13 protein-coding genes are annotated in these 16949 nt (G+C 74.6%); 7 read left to right on the top strand and 6 right to left on the bottom strand.

Going from position 1 to position 16949, the window contains the following annotated elements:
* Window positions 1–331: 331 nt before the first annotated feature.
* Window positions 332–3730 (top strand): BTAD domain-containing putative transcriptional regulator, encoded by a 3399-nt coding sequence (locus ACA361_RS12210; RefSeq protein WP_375011975.1) that lies wholly within the window; start codon window positions 332–334, stop codon window positions 3728–3730.
* A gap of 37 nt (window positions 3731–3767) precedes the next feature.
* Here ACA361_RS12210 and ACA361_RS12205 read toward each other — a convergent pair whose 3' ends face one another.
* A complete protein-coding gene (locus ACA361_RS12205; protein WP_375011974.1) occupies window positions 3768–4580 on the bottom strand; it encodes an ABC transporter permease in 813 nt (270 codons plus the stop codon).
* Window positions 4577–5569: an ATP-binding cassette domain-containing protein gene (locus ACA361_RS12200; protein WP_375011973.1), complete on the bottom strand. Its 993-nt coding sequence runs from the start codon at window positions 5567–5569 to the stop codon at window positions 4577–4579. Before ACA361_RS12200 ends, ACA361_RS12205 begins: the two co-directional genes overlap by 4 nt.
* 287 nt (window positions 5570–5856) lie before the next feature.
* On the opposite strand from ACA361_RS12200, the gene ACA361_RS12195 reads away from it, so the two are divergent.
* Window positions 5857–6417, top strand: a complete 561-nt coding sequence (locus ACA361_RS12195; RefSeq protein ID WP_375011972.1) for a PH domain-containing protein — start codon at window positions 5857–5859, stop codon at window positions 6415–6417.
* A 77-nt stretch (window positions 6418–6494) separates the two neighbouring features.
* A complete protein-coding gene (locus ACA361_RS12190; protein WP_375011971.1) occupies window positions 6495–7940 on the top strand; it encodes a PH domain-containing protein in 1446 nt (481 codons plus the stop codon).
* A gap of 105 nt (window positions 7941–8045) precedes the next feature.
* Here ACA361_RS12190 and sepH read toward each other — a convergent pair whose 3' ends face one another.
* Window positions 8046–9608, bottom strand: a complete 1563-nt coding sequence (sepH, locus tag ACA361_RS12185) for a septation protein SepH (RefSeq protein ID WP_375011970.1) — start codon at window positions 9606–9608, stop codon at window positions 8046–8048.
* Window positions 9609–9988: 380 nt separating this feature from the next.
* On the opposite strand from sepH, the gene ACA361_RS12180 reads away from it, so the two are divergent.
* Complete coding sequence (locus ACA361_RS12180; RefSeq protein WP_375011969.1) at window positions 9989–10927, top strand: hypothetical protein; 939 nt, start codon at window positions 9989–9991, stop codon at window positions 10925–10927.
* A 13-nt stretch (window positions 10928–10940) separates the two neighbouring features.
* Here ACA361_RS12180 and ACA361_RS12175 read toward each other — a convergent pair whose 3' ends face one another.
* Together ACA361_RS12175 and ACA361_RS12170 are read right to left on the bottom strand one after the other, a co-directional pair.
* Complete coding sequence (locus ACA361_RS12175; RefSeq protein WP_375011968.1) at window positions 10941–12251, bottom strand: D-arabinono-1,4-lactone oxidase; 1311 nt, start codon at window positions 12249–12251, stop codon at window positions 10941–10943.
* Window positions 12252–12289: 38 nt separating this feature from the next.
* The gene (locus ACA361_RS12170) at window positions 12290–13516 is read right to left on the bottom strand and encodes an MFS transporter (RefSeq protein WP_375011967.1); all 1227 of its coding nucleotides are present in this window, start codon (window positions 13514–13516) and stop codon (window positions 12290–12292) included.
* A 130-nt stretch (window positions 13517–13646) separates the two neighbouring features.
* On the opposite strand from ACA361_RS12170, the gene ACA361_RS12165 reads away from it, so the two are divergent.
* The 3 genes from ACA361_RS12165 to ACA361_RS12155 are packed head-to-tail and all read left to right on the top strand — an operon-like array spanning window position 13647 to window position 16639.
* Entirely contained in the window at window positions 13647–14828 is a 1182-nt protein-coding gene (locus ACA361_RS12165; RefSeq protein ID WP_375011966.1) for a lytic transglycosylase domain-containing protein, read from the top strand.
* A gap of 51 nt (window positions 14829–14879) precedes the next feature.
* The gene (locus ACA361_RS12160) at window positions 14880–15800 is read left to right on the top strand and encodes a ferrochelatase (RefSeq protein WP_375011965.1); all 921 of its coding nucleotides are present in this window, start codon (window positions 14880–14882) and stop codon (window positions 15798–15800) included.
* Between the two features lie 26 nt (window positions 15801–15826).
* On the top strand, window positions 15827–16639 hold the full coding sequence (locus ACA361_RS12155) for an inositol monophosphatase family protein (protein WP_375011964.1): 813 nt from the start codon (window positions 15827–15829) through the stop codon (window positions 16637–16639).
* 85 nt (window positions 16640–16724) lie between these two features.
* Here the strand turns inward: ACA361_RS12155 and ACA361_RS12150 are convergent, their stop codons facing one another.
* Window positions 16725–16901, bottom strand: a complete 177-nt coding sequence (locus ACA361_RS12150; RefSeq protein ID WP_375011963.1) for a hypothetical protein — start codon at window positions 16899–16901, stop codon at window positions 16725–16727.
* Window positions 16902–16949 lie beyond the last annotated feature (48 nt).

Genomic DNA, 16949 nt, shown 5'->3' with positions numbered 1-16949 from the left:
ATGGCGACGCAGACCAGTTCGGCGTCGTTGAGCACCCTGCCGGGACCACGCCGGCGGGGCCGGTCGGCCGAGCGCAGGACATGGTCGTCCAGATGGACATAGAGTGCGGTCAGAAGGGCGTCCAGGTTTGTCTTCACACACTGATCATGGGCGCCCTTCGCCATGCCCGCGACCGGTTCCGCAAACCCCCATCAACGATCTAGCGCGCCTCCCGGGACGGGAACCCCGATGCGGGGCCCCGGCGGTCCATGGGATCGTCGGGGCTTCGCTGTTCCGGAGGCTCGCCTTTCCGGATGAACGGGGGCGTACCGGGGTGGGGGACAATCGAGGGGTGCGGATCGGCATCCTGGGACCGCTGGAGATCGTCGCGGACGGCCGCCCGGCCGAGGCCGGCGGCGCACGCCTGCGCGCCCTGCTGACCCTGCTGGCGCTGGAGGCGGGCCGGACGGTCCCCGCCGACCGGATCATCGACGACCTCTGGGAGGACCGGGCCCCGGCCGGCGCCCCCAACGCCCTCCAGTCGCTGGTCTCCCGGCTGCGCGCCGTGATCGGGCGCGAGCGCGTCGAGTCGCGGCCCGGCGCGTACCGGCTGGTGCTGCCGCGCACCGCCGTCGACGCCCACGACTTCGAGGCCCGGCTGCTCGCCGCGCGCGGTACGCCCGACCCGGCGGCCCGCGCGGACGGGCTGCGCGGCGCCCTCGCCCTCTGGCGCGGCCCCGCGCTCGCCGACGCGGCGGGACTGCCGTTCGCCGAGGGCCCCGCCGCCCGCCTGGAGGGGCTGCGGCGCGCCGCCCTTGAGGAGCGGATCGACGCCGACCTCGCGCTCGGCCGGTACGCCGCGCTGATCCCCGAACTCCAGGCCCTGGCCGCCGCCGAACCGCTCCGCGAGCCGGTCCGGACCCGGCTGATCAAGGCCCTGTACGGGGCGGGCCGCCAGGCCGAGGCGCTGGCGGAGTACGGCTCGGCCAAGCGCGCGCTCGCCGAGGAGCTCGGCGTGGACCCGTCCCCCGACCTGGAGAGCGTGCATCTCGCCGTGCTCCGGCAGGACCCGGCGCTGCTGCCGCCGCGCTCCGCGGGGGCGCCCGCCGCCGTGCCGGAGGAGAGCAGGCCGGCGAGCGTGCCGGAGCCCCCGCCGCGTCCCGCCGCGGGCAACCTGCGCGCGCGGCTGACCAGCTTCATCGGCCGCGACGACGATCTGCGGCGGGTCGGCAAGATGCTCGCCGAGGAGCGCCTGGTGACGCTGACCGGCCCCGGCGGCGCGGGCAAGACGCGGCTGTCCCTGGAGGCGGCCGAGCGCCACCTCGCGGCGGCGGACGGCCTGGCGGCGAACGGCTCGGCGCCCGCCGACGGCGTGTGGTTCGTCGAGCTGGCCCCGCTCACCGACCCGGCCGAGGTGCCGCCGGCCGTGCTCGCGGCGCTGGGGCTGCGGGAGACGATGCTGCTCCCCGCGGGGCTGCACGGGATGACGGTCGGCGACGCCGGCGACCCGCTGGACCGGGTCGCCGCCGCGCTGGCGGGCAAGCGGCTGCTGCTGGTCCTGGACAACTGCGAGCACCTGCTGGACGCCGCCGCGCGGCTCGCCGACCGGGTGCTGGCCGGCTGCCCGGGCGTCCGCGTCCTGGCGACCAGCCGCGAGCCGCTGGGCATCACCGGCGAGACGCTCTGGCCGGTGGAGCCGCTGCGGCCGCCGCCCGCCGGCGCCGGGGTGGCCGAGGCCGCCGCGAACCCGGCCGTCCGGCTGCTCGCCGACCGGGCCGCGGCCGTCTCCCCGGGATTCGCGGTGACGCCCGCGAACGTGGAGTCCCTCGTGCGGATCTGCCGCGCCCTGGACGGGATGCCGCTGGCGATCGAGCTGGCCGCCGTACGGCTGCGCGCGCTGACTCCGCACCAGGTCGCCGACCGGCTGGGCGACCGCTTCCGGCTGCTGGCCACCGGCAGCCGGACCGCGCTGCCCCGGCACCAGACGCTGCGCGCCATGGTCGAGTGGAGCTGGGACCTGCTGGACGAGGCCGGCCGCGCGCTGTGGCGGCGGCTGTCGGTGTTCACCGGCGGCGCCACGCTCGCCAGCGCCGAACGCGTCTGCGCCGGGCCGGGGCTCGACCCGGACGGCGTCCTGGAGGCCCTCGCCGCCCTGGCCGACAAGTCGCTGCTGGTCGTCGAGGGCGACGGCGCGGACGGCTCCGGCCCGCGCTACCGGATGCTGGAGACGATCCGGGCGTACGGCGCCGAACGCCTGGCCGAGGCGGGCGAGGAGGAGCGGGTGCGCCGCGCGCACGCCGAGTACCTCGCCGAGCTGGCCGAGACGGCCGAGCCGCGCCTGTACCGCCATGACCAGCTGCGCTGGATGGCCGTCCTCAGGGCCGAGCACGACAACCTGCACACCGCGCTGCGCTGGGCGATCTCCGCGGGCGACGGGGTGCTGGCCGTGCGGATCTGCGCCGCGCTCGGCTGGTACTGGTTCCTGCGCGGCGTCGTCCAGGAGGCGAAGGAGTTCTTCGCCGAGGTGATGGCCATGCCGGGCCTGCCGGAGGACGAGACGACCGCGACCGCCCTCGCGCACGGCGTGATGTTCACCTTCGAGGGGCCGTGGGAGAACGTCGAGGCCAAGGCGTGGCTGCGGCGGGTCATGCGGATCACCGAGGGGCTCGGCGGGCGGCGGCCGCATCCGGTGCTGCGGGTGATGGTGACGCTCATGCGGCTGTTCGCCCAGGGCTGGGACGAGCGGTCGCGCGCCGCGGCCCGGCCGATGATCGAGGACCCGGATCCCTGGGTGCGGGCGATCGGCCACTTCGTCATGGGCCAGCTCGCCCTCAACTTCGGCCGCGTCGACGAGGCGGCCGGCGACCTGGACGCCGCCCTGCGCGGCTTCAAGGAGGCCGGGGACCGGTGGGGGCTGTCGTTCACGCTGACGGCCCAGGGCGACGTCCTGTCGTGGCGCGGCGAGCACCGCGCCGCGGCGGGCCTGTTCGCGGCGGCGCTGCGCCACAACGCCCCGCTCGGCGGCGGCGCGGGGATGTTCGTCCACATGCACTCCCGGCTGGCGAACGAGCTCGATCTCCTCGGCGAGCACGGCCGCGCCCGGGACATCCTGGACGAGGCGCTGCGCGACGCCGAGCGGATCGGATCGCCCGAGGCGATGGCGTTCCTGCACATGCAGTACGGCGAGTTCGCGTCCAGGGCCGGCGACGCGGGCGAGGCCGTGCGGCGGCTGGAGCTCGCCGAGGAGTTCGCGCGCCGCGCCAACCCGCCGCACCTCCGGGCCATGGTGCTGGTCGCCCGGGCGCATCTGGACCTGGACGAGGGCGGCACGGAGGCCGCGCGCCGCCGCCTGGACGAGGCCCTGCCGGACGCGGTCCGGGCGCTCGACCATCCGATCGTCGCGGACGTCCTGGTGGGCCTGGCCCATCTGGCCGCCCGCGAGGGCGACGCGGAACGGGCCGCCTGGCTGCTGGGCACCGCCGACGGGCTGCGCGGCGTCCGCGACCTGTCGCGGCCCCTTCCGGCGCGGATCGAGGCGATGGTCCGCGACGCGCTCGGCGCGGCCGCCTTCGAGGCGCCCTACCGGCGCGGCGCGGCGCGGACCCTGGACGACGTCATCGCCGCCTTCGGCATGGAACGCCCGCCCCCGCCGCTCCTCCTCGCCCGGCCCGACGAGGAGGCCGAGGAAGCCCGGGCGGCCGAGGAAGAAGGGGCGGCCGAGCGGGACGAGCGGCATCCGAGCACCCGCTGACCCGCTCCGCCCGCTCCGTCCGCTCCGTCCCGTCCGGTCAGGCGCGCTTCTTGAACGCCCGCATCGACAGCGGCGCGAACACCAGCGAGATGCCGATGCCCCACGCCAGCGCGATCATCGCGTGGTCGAACACCGGGCCGCCGACCAGCAGCCCGCGCATCGCCTCGACCAGCTGGGTCACCGGGCTGTTGTCCATCACCCAGGCGACCGGCCCCGGGATGCGGTCGGTGGACGGGATGAACGCGGTGCTCAGGAAGCTCAGCGGGAAGATCACCACGAATCCGAAGATCTGCACCTTCTCCGGCTCGTTCACCTTCATCGCGATGTAGACCGACGTCCAGGAGAACAGCACGGCGAACGTCAGCAGCAGCAGGAACGCCGTCAGCAGCGCCAGCGGCCCCGTCTCCAGCCGGAACCCGATCGCGAACCCCACCACCAGCAGGATGATCATCGACCAGCCCTGCTTGGCGGTGTCGGCGATGATCCGTCCCGCCAGCGGCGCGCTGCGCGCGATCGGCAGGCTCCGGAACCGGTCGAACACGCCCTTGGTGATGTCGGTGTTGAGCCCGAACCCGGTCGCCATCCCGGCGAACAGCGCGTTCTGCGCGATGATCCCCGGGATCACCACCGGCAGGTACGCCTCCACGCTGCCGGCCATCGACGGCCCGAACACGTACGCGAACAGCAGCACGAACATGATCGGCTGGATGCTGAGATCGAGCAGCTCCATCGGGTTGTGCTTGATCTGCACCAGATTGCGCCACGCCAGCGTGGCGATGTTGCGCGCGGTGACGCCGGGCGAGACCCGCTTGGAAAGATCGACCGGCACCGCGATCCCGGGAGCACTCATGCCGGGGCTCCTTCCTTCTTGCTGGCCTCGGCCAGTTCGCCGGCCTCGGCGTCGAGGTCGTCGGTGTGGTGGCCGGTGAGGGCGAAGAAGACCTCGTCCAGCGTGGACTTGCGCATGGACAGCTCGGTGAGCAGCACGCCCGCCTCGTCCAGCCGGCGCACCATCGCCGGCATGATCGCCGGGTCGGTGATGCCCACCGAGACCAGGCCGTCGCGGATCTCGGGGTCGGTGCCGGCCAGCTCGCCGGCCAGCCGCGCCACCGTCACCCGGTCGGCCTCGTTGACCGGGCGCAGCTCCAGCACCTGGCCGCCGACCTGGGCCTTGAGCTCGTCGGAGGTGCCGTGCGCGATGGCCTGCCCCCGGTCGATGACGATGATGTCGTCGGCCAGCTGGTCGGCCTCCTCCAGGTACTGCGTGGTGAGGAGCACGGTCACGCCGTCGTCGGTCAGCCCGCGGACGATGTCCCACAGGCCGTTGCGGCTGCGCGGGTCGAGCCCGGTCGTCGGCTCGTCCAGGAAGAGGATCTGCGGCCGGCCGACCAGGCTGGCGGCCAGGTCCAGGCGGCGGCGCATCCCGCCCGAATAGGTCTTGGCGGGCCGCTCGGCCGCGTCGGTCAGGTCGAAGCGTTCCAGCAGCTCGCGGGAGCGGGCCTTGGAACGCGACCGGGACAGGCCGAGCAGCCGCCCGATGAGGACGAGGTTCTCGGTGCCGGTGAGCATCTCGTCGACCCCGGCGTACTGGCCGGTGAGGCCGATCAGCTGGCGGACCTGGTGGGCCTCCCTGGCCACGTCGAACCCGCCGACCCGGGCGCTGCCCGCGGTCGGCTCGATCAGCGTGGCCAGGATGCGGGTCATGGTGGTCTTGCCGGCGCCGTTGGGCCCCAGCACGCCGAGGACCGTCCCGGCGTCGGCGGTCAGCGAGACCCCCGCGAGCGCCTGGGTCTCACCGAATCGCTTCTCCAGGCCCTCGGCCTGGATGGCGTGTGTCATGTGGACTCCCCTGAGCGGGTCGTGTACGGGCTTCTCCGGACATCCCATGACCTTGACGTAACGGCAGGTCAAATCATTTGACGTCCGGAGTGGTGCGCATCCAGTTTTCGTGCGGGGTCTGTCAGATCGCTGACAGGTCGCTGGTGCCTGCACCCAGATTCGCATCCGGGTCTGACAAAACGCTGATACGGCGGTGATTTCTCGGAAAAGCGCGCCCATGCCGCCCGTCCGGCGGGCGGTACCGGCGGTGGGGGCGGGCACGGCCAGGAAGATCTAAACTCGTGTCCGTGACGGCGGTGCGGCCAACCCACCCATCCGGCGGAGGCGAGCCTCACCCGCCGCGGTTGCGGCCGCCCGCGCACCGGGTGTCGCCGCGCGCCATCGCGCACTGGGCGATCGAGGCGCTGCTGCTGTGGGGCCTGGCGTTCGGCCTGGCCTGGGGCGTGGCCGCCTGGTACGAGGGCTCCGGCTGGACGGGCGCGCCCGGCTGGCTGGAGACCGTCATCGCCCGGCTGCCCCTCCTGACCGGCGCGGCCGGCGCCCTCATGGTCCTGGTCGCCCCCGTGTGGCGCTACCGGGTGCACCGCTGGGAGGTCAGCGCGGACGTCGTCTACACCCGCACGGGCTGGTTCAGCCGCGAATGGCTGCTGGTCCCGGTCAGCCGCATCCAGACCGTCGACACCAAGCAGGGCTGGATCGAGCGCCTGCTGGGCCTGGCCACGATCGAGGTCAACACCGCCTCGCACACCGGCTCGTCCGAGGTCTCGGGCCTGCCCGCCGGCGTGGCGACCCGGCTGTCCGAGGACCTCGCGCACCGCGCCCACACCCTGCGCGACGACGCGACGTGAACCCCCCCGAAACGCCCGGCCCCCCAGGCGCCCCCACCCCACCCGCCACCCCCGGTACGGCCGGCGAGCCCGGTGCGGTGCCCGGTCCTCCGGCGGGTGCGGTCCGGGCGCAGCGGCTGCATCCGCTGACGTCCGTCGTCAGCGCGACCCGCGAGCTGCTCGCGCTGCTGGCGGCCGGGGCGACCGGCCTGGCCGTCGGCGGCCTGTCCACGGCGTTCTTCTTCACGCTCGGCGGCCTCGCCGTCGGGCTCGTCTACCACGTGATCGTCTGGCTGACGTTCACCTACACCGTGCACGACGACCGGATCGAGCTGCGCCGCTCGCTCCTGCGCCGGTCGGTCAAGACGATCCCGCGCGAGCGGATCCGCGGCGTGGACATCAGCGCCACCGCCCCGCACCGCCTGCTGCGCCTCGCGATCGTCCACATCGACGCGGGCGCCGACGGCGGCGAGGGGGAACTGAACGCGGTGACCCGGCCGGAGGCCGAGCGGCTGCGCCGGGCGCTGCTGCGGCGGGAGGGCGCCGCGCCCGCGCCGCCGCGCCGCGAACTCGCCCGGATCCGGCCGCGCTGGTACCTGTTCGCCCCGCTCGGCGGCGCGTACCTGCTCACCCCGTTCGCGCTCGCCGGAAGCCTGTTCGGCACCCTCTACAACCTCGGCGACGACCTCGGCCTGATCACCGAGGACCGGCTGTCGGACCTCGGGCACCGGCTGGCCGGGCTGCACGCCACCACGGTGCTGGTGCTGCTGGCGGCGCTCCTGCTGATCACCCCGGTGCTGTCGGTGATCGCGTTCGCGCTGGTGAACTGGGACTTCACCGTGTACGCCCGGGACGGCTCGGTGGTCGCCGAACGCGGCCTGGTCACCCGCCGCAGCGTCAGCCTGGAACGGCGCCGGATCCGCGGCGTGGAGCTGTCGGACAACCCGTTCGAGCGGCTGGCCCGGGTGGTCCGGTTGGGCGCCCTGGTCACCGGCCTGGGCGACGCCGCCCAGCGCGGCCGGCTGCTGCCCGCCGCGCCGTGGCCGGTCGCCCGCGGCGTGGCGGGCGAGGTGCTCGGCCCCGTGCCGGGCCCGCTCGTCCGGCACCCGCCCGCCGCCCGCGGCCGCCGCGTCCTGCGGGCCGTCGCGCCGCCGCTCGGCCTGGCGCTGCTGGCGTACCTGGTGGGGGAGCCGTGGGTGATGTACGGCTGCCTCGGCCTGGCCGTCCTCGCCGTGCCGCTGGGGATCGACCGCTACCGCCAGCTCGGGCACGCCACCGACGCCGTCCGGCTGGCGGTCCGGTCGGGCTCGCTGCGCCGCCGGCAGGCCGTCGTCGACCATGACGCGGTGATCGGCTGGCGCGTCCGCCGCACGCTCTTCCAGCGCCGCCTGGGCCTGGCGACGCTGTACGTCGCCGTGGGCGCGGGCGAGGGCGGCTACCAGGCCGTGGACATGGCCGAGGGCGACGCGGTCGCGCTCGCCGCGCGGATCACCCCCGCATGGGTCGAACCGTTCCTGGCCACGAACACACCAGACCCCAAGTGACCCGCCGGCACCACGCCTGAGCGCCCGGGGCCTCAGACAAGGCCCCGCCGGCGGTGTGGGCACGTTCCAGTGCCGCCTCCAAGGAGGCGGCCGCTGGGACTTCCTTCAGTCGGGCCGGCGCGCGCCGAACATGATCTCGTCCCAGGACGGGACGGACGCGCGCTTGCCCTTGGACTTGCGCCGGTTGCGGGCGGGGCGCTGGCCCGCCGTCCCGGTCTCGCCCGCCGCGGCCGCGGCGGCGGCCGCCGCCGGCGGGTCGACCGGTGCGGCGGGCATGGACGGCCGCCCGCCGGTCTTCTTCTTCGCCGGGGGACGCGACGTCTCCCGGTGCGGCGGGCGCTGCGGCTTGGGCGCGGGCTGGGCCTTCTCCCGCGCGGCTGGCCGCTCCGGCTCGGGCGCGGCCTCGGGCTGCTCGGGGACGGTCTCCGGCTCGGCCTCCGGTGCGGACGCCTCCTCGGCGGCCGGTTCGCCCTCAGAGTCAGACTCAGCCTCAGCCTCCGGCTCCTGTTCGGCCTCCGTCTCGGCTTCGGCCTCGGGCTCGGGTTCCGGCTCGGGAGCCTCGTCGGCCACCGGCTCCGGCTCTGGCTCCTGTTCGGCCTCCGCCTCCGCCTCCGCCTCGACCTCGGCCTCGGCCGTGGGCTCTTCCTCGGGTTCTGGGGCGGGCTCCGGCTCCCGCTCGGGCGCCGGGGCGGTCTCCTCGGCCGTGGGCTCGTCCACCGGCTCCGGCGCGTTCTCCGGCTCCGGCTCCGGCCCGGGCTCGGTGGCGGCCTCGTCGGGGGCGGATCTGGGGACCGGAACGGGCGCCACGGCGGCGGCCGGCTCCGGTGCGGAACGCTCCTCGTCCGCCTCGGGCGCCTCGGGTACGGGGCGCGCGGGCGGCCGGGACACGACCGGCGGTTCGCGGCGCAGGTCGGTGGCGGCGCGCAGCGGCTCGGGCGCGGCGCGCCCGGGCTCGGCCGGTTCCGGGGCGCGGGGCGTGCCGATCCCGCGCGGCGGCGGGGGAGCGAGGTCGCGGCTGTCGGAGACGACCTTCATGGCCGGGCGCCGGGGCACCAGCGGGGTGACGGTGTCGCCGCCGATCCCGTCGTCCTCCCACTCGACCGCGGTCAGCCGGGCGGCGACCTCGTCGAGCGGGGAGACGTGCCGGCGGCGCGGGTCGAAGACCCACTCGGCCGCGTGCGGGCGGCCGTTGTCGAAGAACGACAGCCGCACCCGCCAGGTGCTGTCCTCGCACTTCCAGGAGTCCCACTCGACCTCTTCGAGGTCGACGCCGCCGCGGCCCAGCCGCTCCTCGACGGTCTCGCCCAGCGGCGGGCCCGGCGTGGACTCGCCGGGACGGCGGACCGCGACGCGCTGCGCCTGCTGGGCCATGTACTCGCGTTCCTGCAGGACGGGACCCTCGAACCAGCGGACGCGTTCGACCGGGATGCCGGCCGACTCGGCGATCTCCTCCGCGGTCTCGCCGGACCGGATGCGAGCCTGGATCTCCTTGGGGCGCAAGGGACTCTCCACTTCGATCTCGAACTGGCCGAGGCGGGAGAAGTGCCCACGGACCGCTGCGCGCAGCCGATCGTCGACGGGCAGGGTGAACCGGGTGCCTCGGCCCGCGGTGGCCAGGACGAGGTACGTTCCGTCCTCGCTGACCGCGACGAGGCGCAGCTCCTGCATGCGTGTCCTTCCTGCCCTTCCTGACGGCACCGGAGGGTGCCGAGGGCGCATGCGTGCCCTTCCCCCGGGTTCCCGAGTCTCTCTTTCGGACACACCTGCTGCCAGCACCGTACCCGGCATGTCCGAACATCGCCGCTCTCGAAGCCCTCTTCACGAGGCCGAAGAGGGCACCTGACCTAGCTTGCCGGTGCCGAGGTCCGGCGGGGGACGCCCTACCCGATTCTTGTGGATCCTTTTCCACACTCTGCCCGACGGGACGTCGGGGCTCCAGTGTTTTGGCGTTGTCATCATCACGTCCGGGGACGGAACAGTTCACCCGCCGCCGGTAGTTCCGTTTTACGAAGTTTGATCGTGGTCGGTGGACAGGGGGAGCGAATCCGATGCGGCGCAAGGCGCTGGATCTCAGCACGACCCAGCTCATCGCCAGTGGCGTGGCCACGCTGGCGGCCGCCGTGGGGGCGTCCTTCCTCGGGGTGTACGGCACCGTCATCGGTGCCGCCTTCATGAGCGTGGTCTCCACGGCGGGGGCCGCGGTGGGCAAGCACTATCTGGATCAGGGCAAGGAGCAGATCAGGGAACGCACGCACCTGCACGACGCCGTGCGGGACGAGACGGTGGCGCGCGGCGCGGCGGCGGAGGCGCTGAACGCCGACCCGACCCGCACGGTCGTGTGGCCGGGCGGCGCCGGCGGGGGTGATCCGAACGCCACCCGCCTGGACGCGCCGGGCGGCGGGGATCCGAACGCGACGCGGCTGGACCTGACTCCCGCCGAGACGGTCGCGGACGCGCTGGCGGCCGAGGCGGGCCCCGAGGCGGTGCGGCGGGCGGCCTGGCGGGACGCGTTCCGCGACTCGCTGGCGTGGGCCAAGCGCCGCTGGGCGGTGCTGGCGGTGTCGTCGGTCGCGGTGTTCGCCGTGGTCATGACCGGCATCACGGTGCTGGAGAAGGTCACCGACAAGCCGGCGTCGGGCTGGGTCGGCGCGAACGACGGCCGCGGGACGACCTGGAGCAACCTCGGGAACGACGGTGGCGGCGGTGAGCCGGCCGAGACGCCGTCCCCGGGGACGACCGGGGAGTCGGAGTCGCCGGCCGACACGCCGGCGACGGGCGACCGGGAGACGGTGCCGGAGACGGGGCGTCCCACGGCGCCCGCGACGTCCGGGCCCGAGCGGCCGGACCGCCCGACCCCGACCCCGAGCACCGAGCCGGAGCAGCCGGCCGACCCGGGGACGACGCAGCCGACCGCGCCCGGCGGCGGTGGCGACCAGCAGCAGGACGGCTCCGGCGCCGACGGCCAGCGGGGGAACCAGAACCCCTAGCGCGCGGCGCGCGTCACGGGCCGAAGACCTGGCGGGTGTACGGGTTGGCGAAGCGGCGCTCCGGGTCGAGGTCGTCCCGGAGCGCCTGGAAGTCGCCGAACCGCGGGTAGACCTTCTCCAGGTACGCGGCGTCGCGGGTGTGGAGCTTGCCCCAGTGGGGCCGCCCGCCGGCCGCCGTCATGAGCTCCTCGATCCCCCGGAAGTACTCCTCGTGGGGGTCGCGGTTGTAGACGTGCACCGCGATGAACGCCGTGCGCCGCCCGTACGCCATCGACAGCCAGGCGTCCTCCTCGGGGAGCAGCCGGACCTCGATGGGGAAGCTGATCCGCCAGCCGCGCCGGTCGAAGAGAGCGCGCAGCTCGCGCAGCACCGGGACAAGGCGCTCGCGCGGGATCGCGTACTCCTGCTCCTTGAAGCGCACGGTGCGGGGGCTGGTGAAGACCTTGTACGAGGTGTCGCTGTACGTGCGCGCGCCGAGGGCCTTGGCGGAGATGCCGTTGACGAGCGGTGTCGCTTTGGGCACCCGGTGGGTGATCCGGTTGACGAGGCCGAAGACCTTGTTGGACAGGAACTCGTCGTCCAGCCAGTACCTGAACTTCGACAGCGGCTCGGCGGGTCCCTCGACGCGGTTGTTGCGCTTGGTCAGGCAGCCCTCGGTGTGGGGGAACCAGTAGAACTCGAAGTGCTCGTTGCCCGCGTCGAACTCGTCGACCCGGTCCAGGACCTCGTCCCAGCGCATCGGCTCCTCGCGGGCCTGGAGGAGGAACGCCGGGACGGTCCTCCAGGTGATGGCGGTGACGATGCCGAGCGAGCCGAGGCCGGCGCGGGCGGCGTCGAACAGGTCGGGACGCTCGTCGCGCGAGCACGTGACCACGCCGCCGTCGGCCAGCACCATCTCCATGGCGGCGATCTGGGAGACGAGCCCGGCGGCGTCGCGGCCGGTGCCGTGGGTGCCGGTCTGGGCGGCGCCGGCGACCGTCTGCTCCTGGATGTCGCCCATGTTGGCCAGCGCGAGCCCGTGCTCGTCCAGGACGCGGTTGAACCGGTGCAGCGGCAGGCCGGCCTCGACGGTGACCAGTCCGCTGCCGGTGTCGACGGAGCGGACGGCGGTCAGGCCGGCGGGGCGCAGCAGCACGTCCTCGGCCACGGCGGCGCCGGTGAACGAGTGGCCGGTCCCGGCCATCCGGACGGTGCGGCCGTCGGTGGCGGCGGTGCGGACGGCGGCGGCCACCTCGGCGGTGGTCCTGGGGGTGGCCACGCGGCGGGGGGTGGCCCGCTGGTTACCGGCCCAGTTGCGCCATGAATGGGTACTTCCGGGGGACATGGCGGAACTCTACTGGGGGAGGCTATCGCGAGGAAAGTTCACGTTTTGTCGGAGGGTGCGCCCGGGGCCGGGCCCGGCGAGCGCCGCGCGAGGAACCTCATCCCCGCCAGCCCGTACGCCGCCGCGACCAGCGCCGCGGCCATGGGCACCAGGAACGCCGCCTCGGCCCCGAACTCGTCCACGACCCGGCCGGCGGCCGACGAGCCGCCCGCCAGCCCCACGCCGACGGACGTGGACACCACCGCGAGCCCCTCGGTGAGCTGGTGCGCCGGGACGAGCCGCTCCACCAGCCCGTACCCCGGGATGATCGTCGGCGAGATCGCCAGCCCGGAGAAGAACACCACGGCCATCATCAGATGGAGGTCGCCGACCAGTACCGGCGGGACCATCGCGACCGCCATCAGCGCGAGCCCCACCTGGAACCGCCGCTCCAGCGGGCTCCGCCAGCGCCGCGCCCCGTACCAGAGGGCCGCGACCCCGCTGCCGAGCGCGTAGCAGCCGAGCACGACCCCGGCCATCCCCGTCCGCCCCCGCTCCTCGGCGAACGCGACGACGCTGACGTCGATCGCCGCGAACACCACGCCCAGCAGCAGGAACACCGGCGTGATCACGCGGACCGCCGGGTTGCGCAGGACGTGCCCGCCGCGGGTGCCCGGCGGGCGCGGCACGGGCGGCGGCTCGGTGCCGCGCTGCGCCGCCAGCGCCAGGCAGCCCGCCAGCGTGAACCCGGCGGCCGACGCCAGCCCGGCGGCCGGATGGACGCCGGTGGCCAGCGCGGTCACGATCAGCGGCCCGGCGACGAAGATCGACTCGTCCACCACCGACTCGAACGAGAACGCCGCGTGCAGCCGGCCCGGCGTGTCCCGCAGCACGTGCGTCCACCGCGCCCGGATCCAGGCGCCCAGCGACACCTGCGTCAGCCCGGCCAGCGCCGCCGCCGGGAACAGCGTCCAGACCGGCAGCCCGAGCTGGGCGAACGTGATCAGCAGGGCGAAGGCGGCCGCGTTGGCCAGCACGAGCGGGACCAGCACCCGGTGCTGCCCGTACCGGTCGGCGAAGCGGGCGCTGAGCGGCGCCCCGACCGCGTAGGACAGGGAGAGGGTCGCGGCGACACTTCCGGCGATACCGTACGATCCGGTGACCGCGGACACGAGGAGGACGATCCCGATGCCGACCATGGCCATCGACATGCGCCCGACGAAACCCGCGGCCACGAAGGGACGTGCTCCGGGAACGGCCAGCAGTTCCCGGTAGGGACCGGACATCCGCGCCTTCTCTCCATCCTCGGAGGCGGTCGGCCCCCTGACCGGGCGCCCGACCCCGGCGCCAAGATCACGTTACCTGGGCGAAACAATCGAAAAGACCAGCACCCGGTCACGGCGACTCTCGTAGGGAATGGATGTGGCTGCTCCTTCACCCACGCGCGCACCCGGCGGCCCCGGCCGACCGCCGACCGCGCCGCCGCTCGGCAGGGGCCTGCGCCGGGCCGTCGCCGGCATCGCGGTGCTCGCCGCCGCGAACCTGGGCGGAGGCGTCTACGCCGCGGTGACGGCCCAGGACGAGCGGGACGGGCGCGCGGCCCCCCGCGCCGGCACGCCCTCCGGCCCGCCCTCCGGCCCGGTGACCAACGTCGCCGACGGCGGCCAGGTCGCCCCGCTGAAGCGGGTCGTGCCCCCGGACGTCCTCGCGGTCGGCACCCGCCCGATCGGCCAGGCGCAGATCCAGCGGATCGCCAAGCTCGGCCGGGTCCGGGACGTGATCGCCGTCGCGGGCGGCGCCGTCCAGCTCCAGGGCCGCCAGGTCAACGCGTTCGCCGTGGACCCGTCCACGTTCCGGTCCTGGACGCCGCCGGGAACGGCCCGCGACAACGACCTGTGGACGGCCCTGGCCGGCGACCAGTTCGTGACCTCCGCGGCCGCCGCCGACCAGCTCAAGCTCAGCAAGGGCTTCCCGTACCCGGTGGTCGGGCGGACGATGCCCAGCCTGATGATGGGCGGCTCCGGCCCCCTCGGGCTGCCCGGCATCGACATGCTCGTGCACAAGAAGACCGGCCAGTCGATGGGCCTCGTCCCCAACATCGCGGTGCTGGTCAACGCGCCGGGCGTCAAGCCCGCCACCACCGCCCGCGCCGTCGGCAGGATCCTCGGCTCCGGCGCGGACGTGATCAACCTGCACGACCAGAAGTACCAGGCGCCCGCCAGCGGGAACTACCTCGACCTGTACAAGAACGCCGCCAAGTCCTGCCGCGGCCTGTCGTGGACGGTCCTCGCCGCCATCGGCCAGGTCGAGAGCGACCACAACCGCAACCCCGGCCGCTCCAGCGCCGGGGCCCTCGGCCCCATGCAGTTCATGCCGGCGACCTGGAAGTCGTACGGCGTGGACGGCGACCGCGACGGCAAGGCCGACATCATGAACCCGTACGACGCCATCCCCGCCGCCGCCCGCTACCTGTGCGACCACGGCGCCGCGGGAGGCGGCCGGGCGCTGTACAAGGCGATCTGGCACTACAACCACGCCGACTGGTACGTGCAGAAGGTCCTCGCCCTGGCCAAGGCGTACGGCAACCGCTACGGGTGACACCCCGCACCCCTGACGGGGGCACCGCGGCGCGGCTGGTTGGATGGAGGCATGAGTGGAGAGAGCACGTACGACGCGTTGCTCCTGGTGTCCTTCGGCGGGCCGGAGGGGCCCGACGACGTCATCCCCTTCCTGGAGAACGTCACCCGGGGGCGGAACATCCCGCGCGAGCGTCTCGAGGTGGTCGGGGAGCACTACCACCTCTTCGGCGGGGTCAGCCCCATCAATCAGCAGTGCCGCGAGCTGAAGGCGGCGATCGAGGCCGACCTCGCCGGGCACGGCGTGGACCTGCCGGTCTACTGGGGCAACCGCAACTGGGACCCCTACCTCGCCGGCACGCTGCGGCGCATGAAGGACGACGGCGTGCGGCGCGCGGCCGCGTTCGTCACCTCCGCCTACAGCGGCTACTCGTGCTGCGACCAGTACGTCGAGGACATCGAGCGCGCCCGCGCCGAGGTCCCCGGCGCGCCCGAGGTGGACAAGCTGCCCGTCTACTGCCTGCGGCCCGGCTTCGTCGACCCGTTCACGGACGCGGCGCGCGACGCCCTGGAGCGCCTGCCCGAGGGGCCGCGCCGGCTGGTCTTCACGGCGCACAGCGTCCCGCTGTCGCAGCCGGGCCGGCCCGACTACGAGTCCGAGCTGAAGCAGGTGGCCGAGCTGGTCGCGGAACGCGCGGCGCCCGGCGTCCCGTGGGACCTGGTGTACCAGAGCCGCAGCGGCCCGCCGACGCAGCCGTGGCTGGAGCCGGACGTCGTCGACCACCTGGACAAGCTGCACGGCGAGGGCGTGCCGGCGGTCGCGGTCGTGCCGATCGGGTTCGTGTCCGACCACATGGAGGTCAAGTACGACCTCGACGTGGAGGCCGCCGGGCGCGCCCGCGAGCTGGGCATGGCGTACGTGCGCGCGGCCACCCCGCACACCGACCCGCGCTTCGTCGCGCTGCCCCGCACGCTGCTCGCCGACCGCCGCTGACCGCGCACGACAGGGGGACCGAACGGATGAGCCTGCCCGAAGAGCTGCTGGAGCTGGCCGTCGCCACCGCCCGCGAGGCGGGCCGGATGCTGGTCGACAAGCGCCCGGCCGAGGGCCCGGACGTGGTGGAGACCAAGTCCAGCCCGACCGACGTGGTGACCCAGATGGACCGGGCCGCCGAACGCCTGATCATCGAGCGGATCGGCGCGGCCCGTCCCGGCGACGCCTTCCTCGGGGAGGAGGGCGGCACCCGCGCCGGCGGCAGCGGCGTCCGCTGGGTGATCGACCCGATCGACGGGACGGTCAACTACCTGTACGACCTGCCGGACTGGGCGGTCAGCATCGCCGCCGAGGTCGACGGCGAGGCCGTGGCGGGGGTCGTGGAGATGCCCCGGCGCGGCGAGACGTACACCGCGGTGCGGGGCGGCGGCGCCCTGCTGCACACCGCCGCCGGGACGCGCGAGCTGCGCTGCAACTCAGGCGTGCCGCTCGACCGGGCGCTGGTGGCCACCGGCTTCGGGTACGCGGCGGAGCGGCGCGCCCACCAGGCCGGGGTCCTCACCGGCGTGCTGCCGAACGTGCGCGACATCCGGCGCGGCGGGTCGTGCTGCGTGGACCTGTGCTCGCTGGCGGCCGGCCGCGTGGACGCGTACTACGAGCGCGGCGTGCAGGCGTGGGACATCGCGGCGGGGGCGCTCATCGTCGAGGAGGCGGGCGGCCGGGTCGAGGGCCTGGCCGGCGCCCCGGCCGGACCGGAGCTGACGCTGGCCGGCGGCCCGGGGGTCTTCGAGGCCCTGCACGACCTGCTCGTCCCGCTGGACCCGGCCCGCGACGCGTAGCCGTACGCGCGAGGGGCGCCCCCGCCGGGCGCTGCCGCCGGCGGGACCGCCCCTCTGGATCTGGCGTCTTTAGGGCGGGCCCTAGTCAGTCGCAGCGGGGTGGTTCGATGCCGATGTCGTGATTCGCTGCGATCCGGCGCAGTTCCATGATCTCCTCCTGGCGGATGTCGGCCAGGTAGATGTCGCCGTCGGCGTGGGCGTGACGCAACGACTCGTAGGCATCGTCGAGCCGCTGCTGGATGGTGCGTGACAGTTCGCCCATGGGCCTCCCTCCGGATCGTGACCTCCTCTACCCACGCCTACGCTGAAA

Origin of the sequence: Actinomadura sp. 21ATH, assembly GCF_041951345.1 — a bacterium.
Lineage (GTDB): Bacteria > Actinomycetota > Actinomycetes > Streptosporangiales > Streptosporangiaceae > Spirillospora.
The sequence above is the reverse complement of the archived record's forward strand: the minus strand, read 5'-3'. Positions and strand labels throughout refer to the sequence as shown.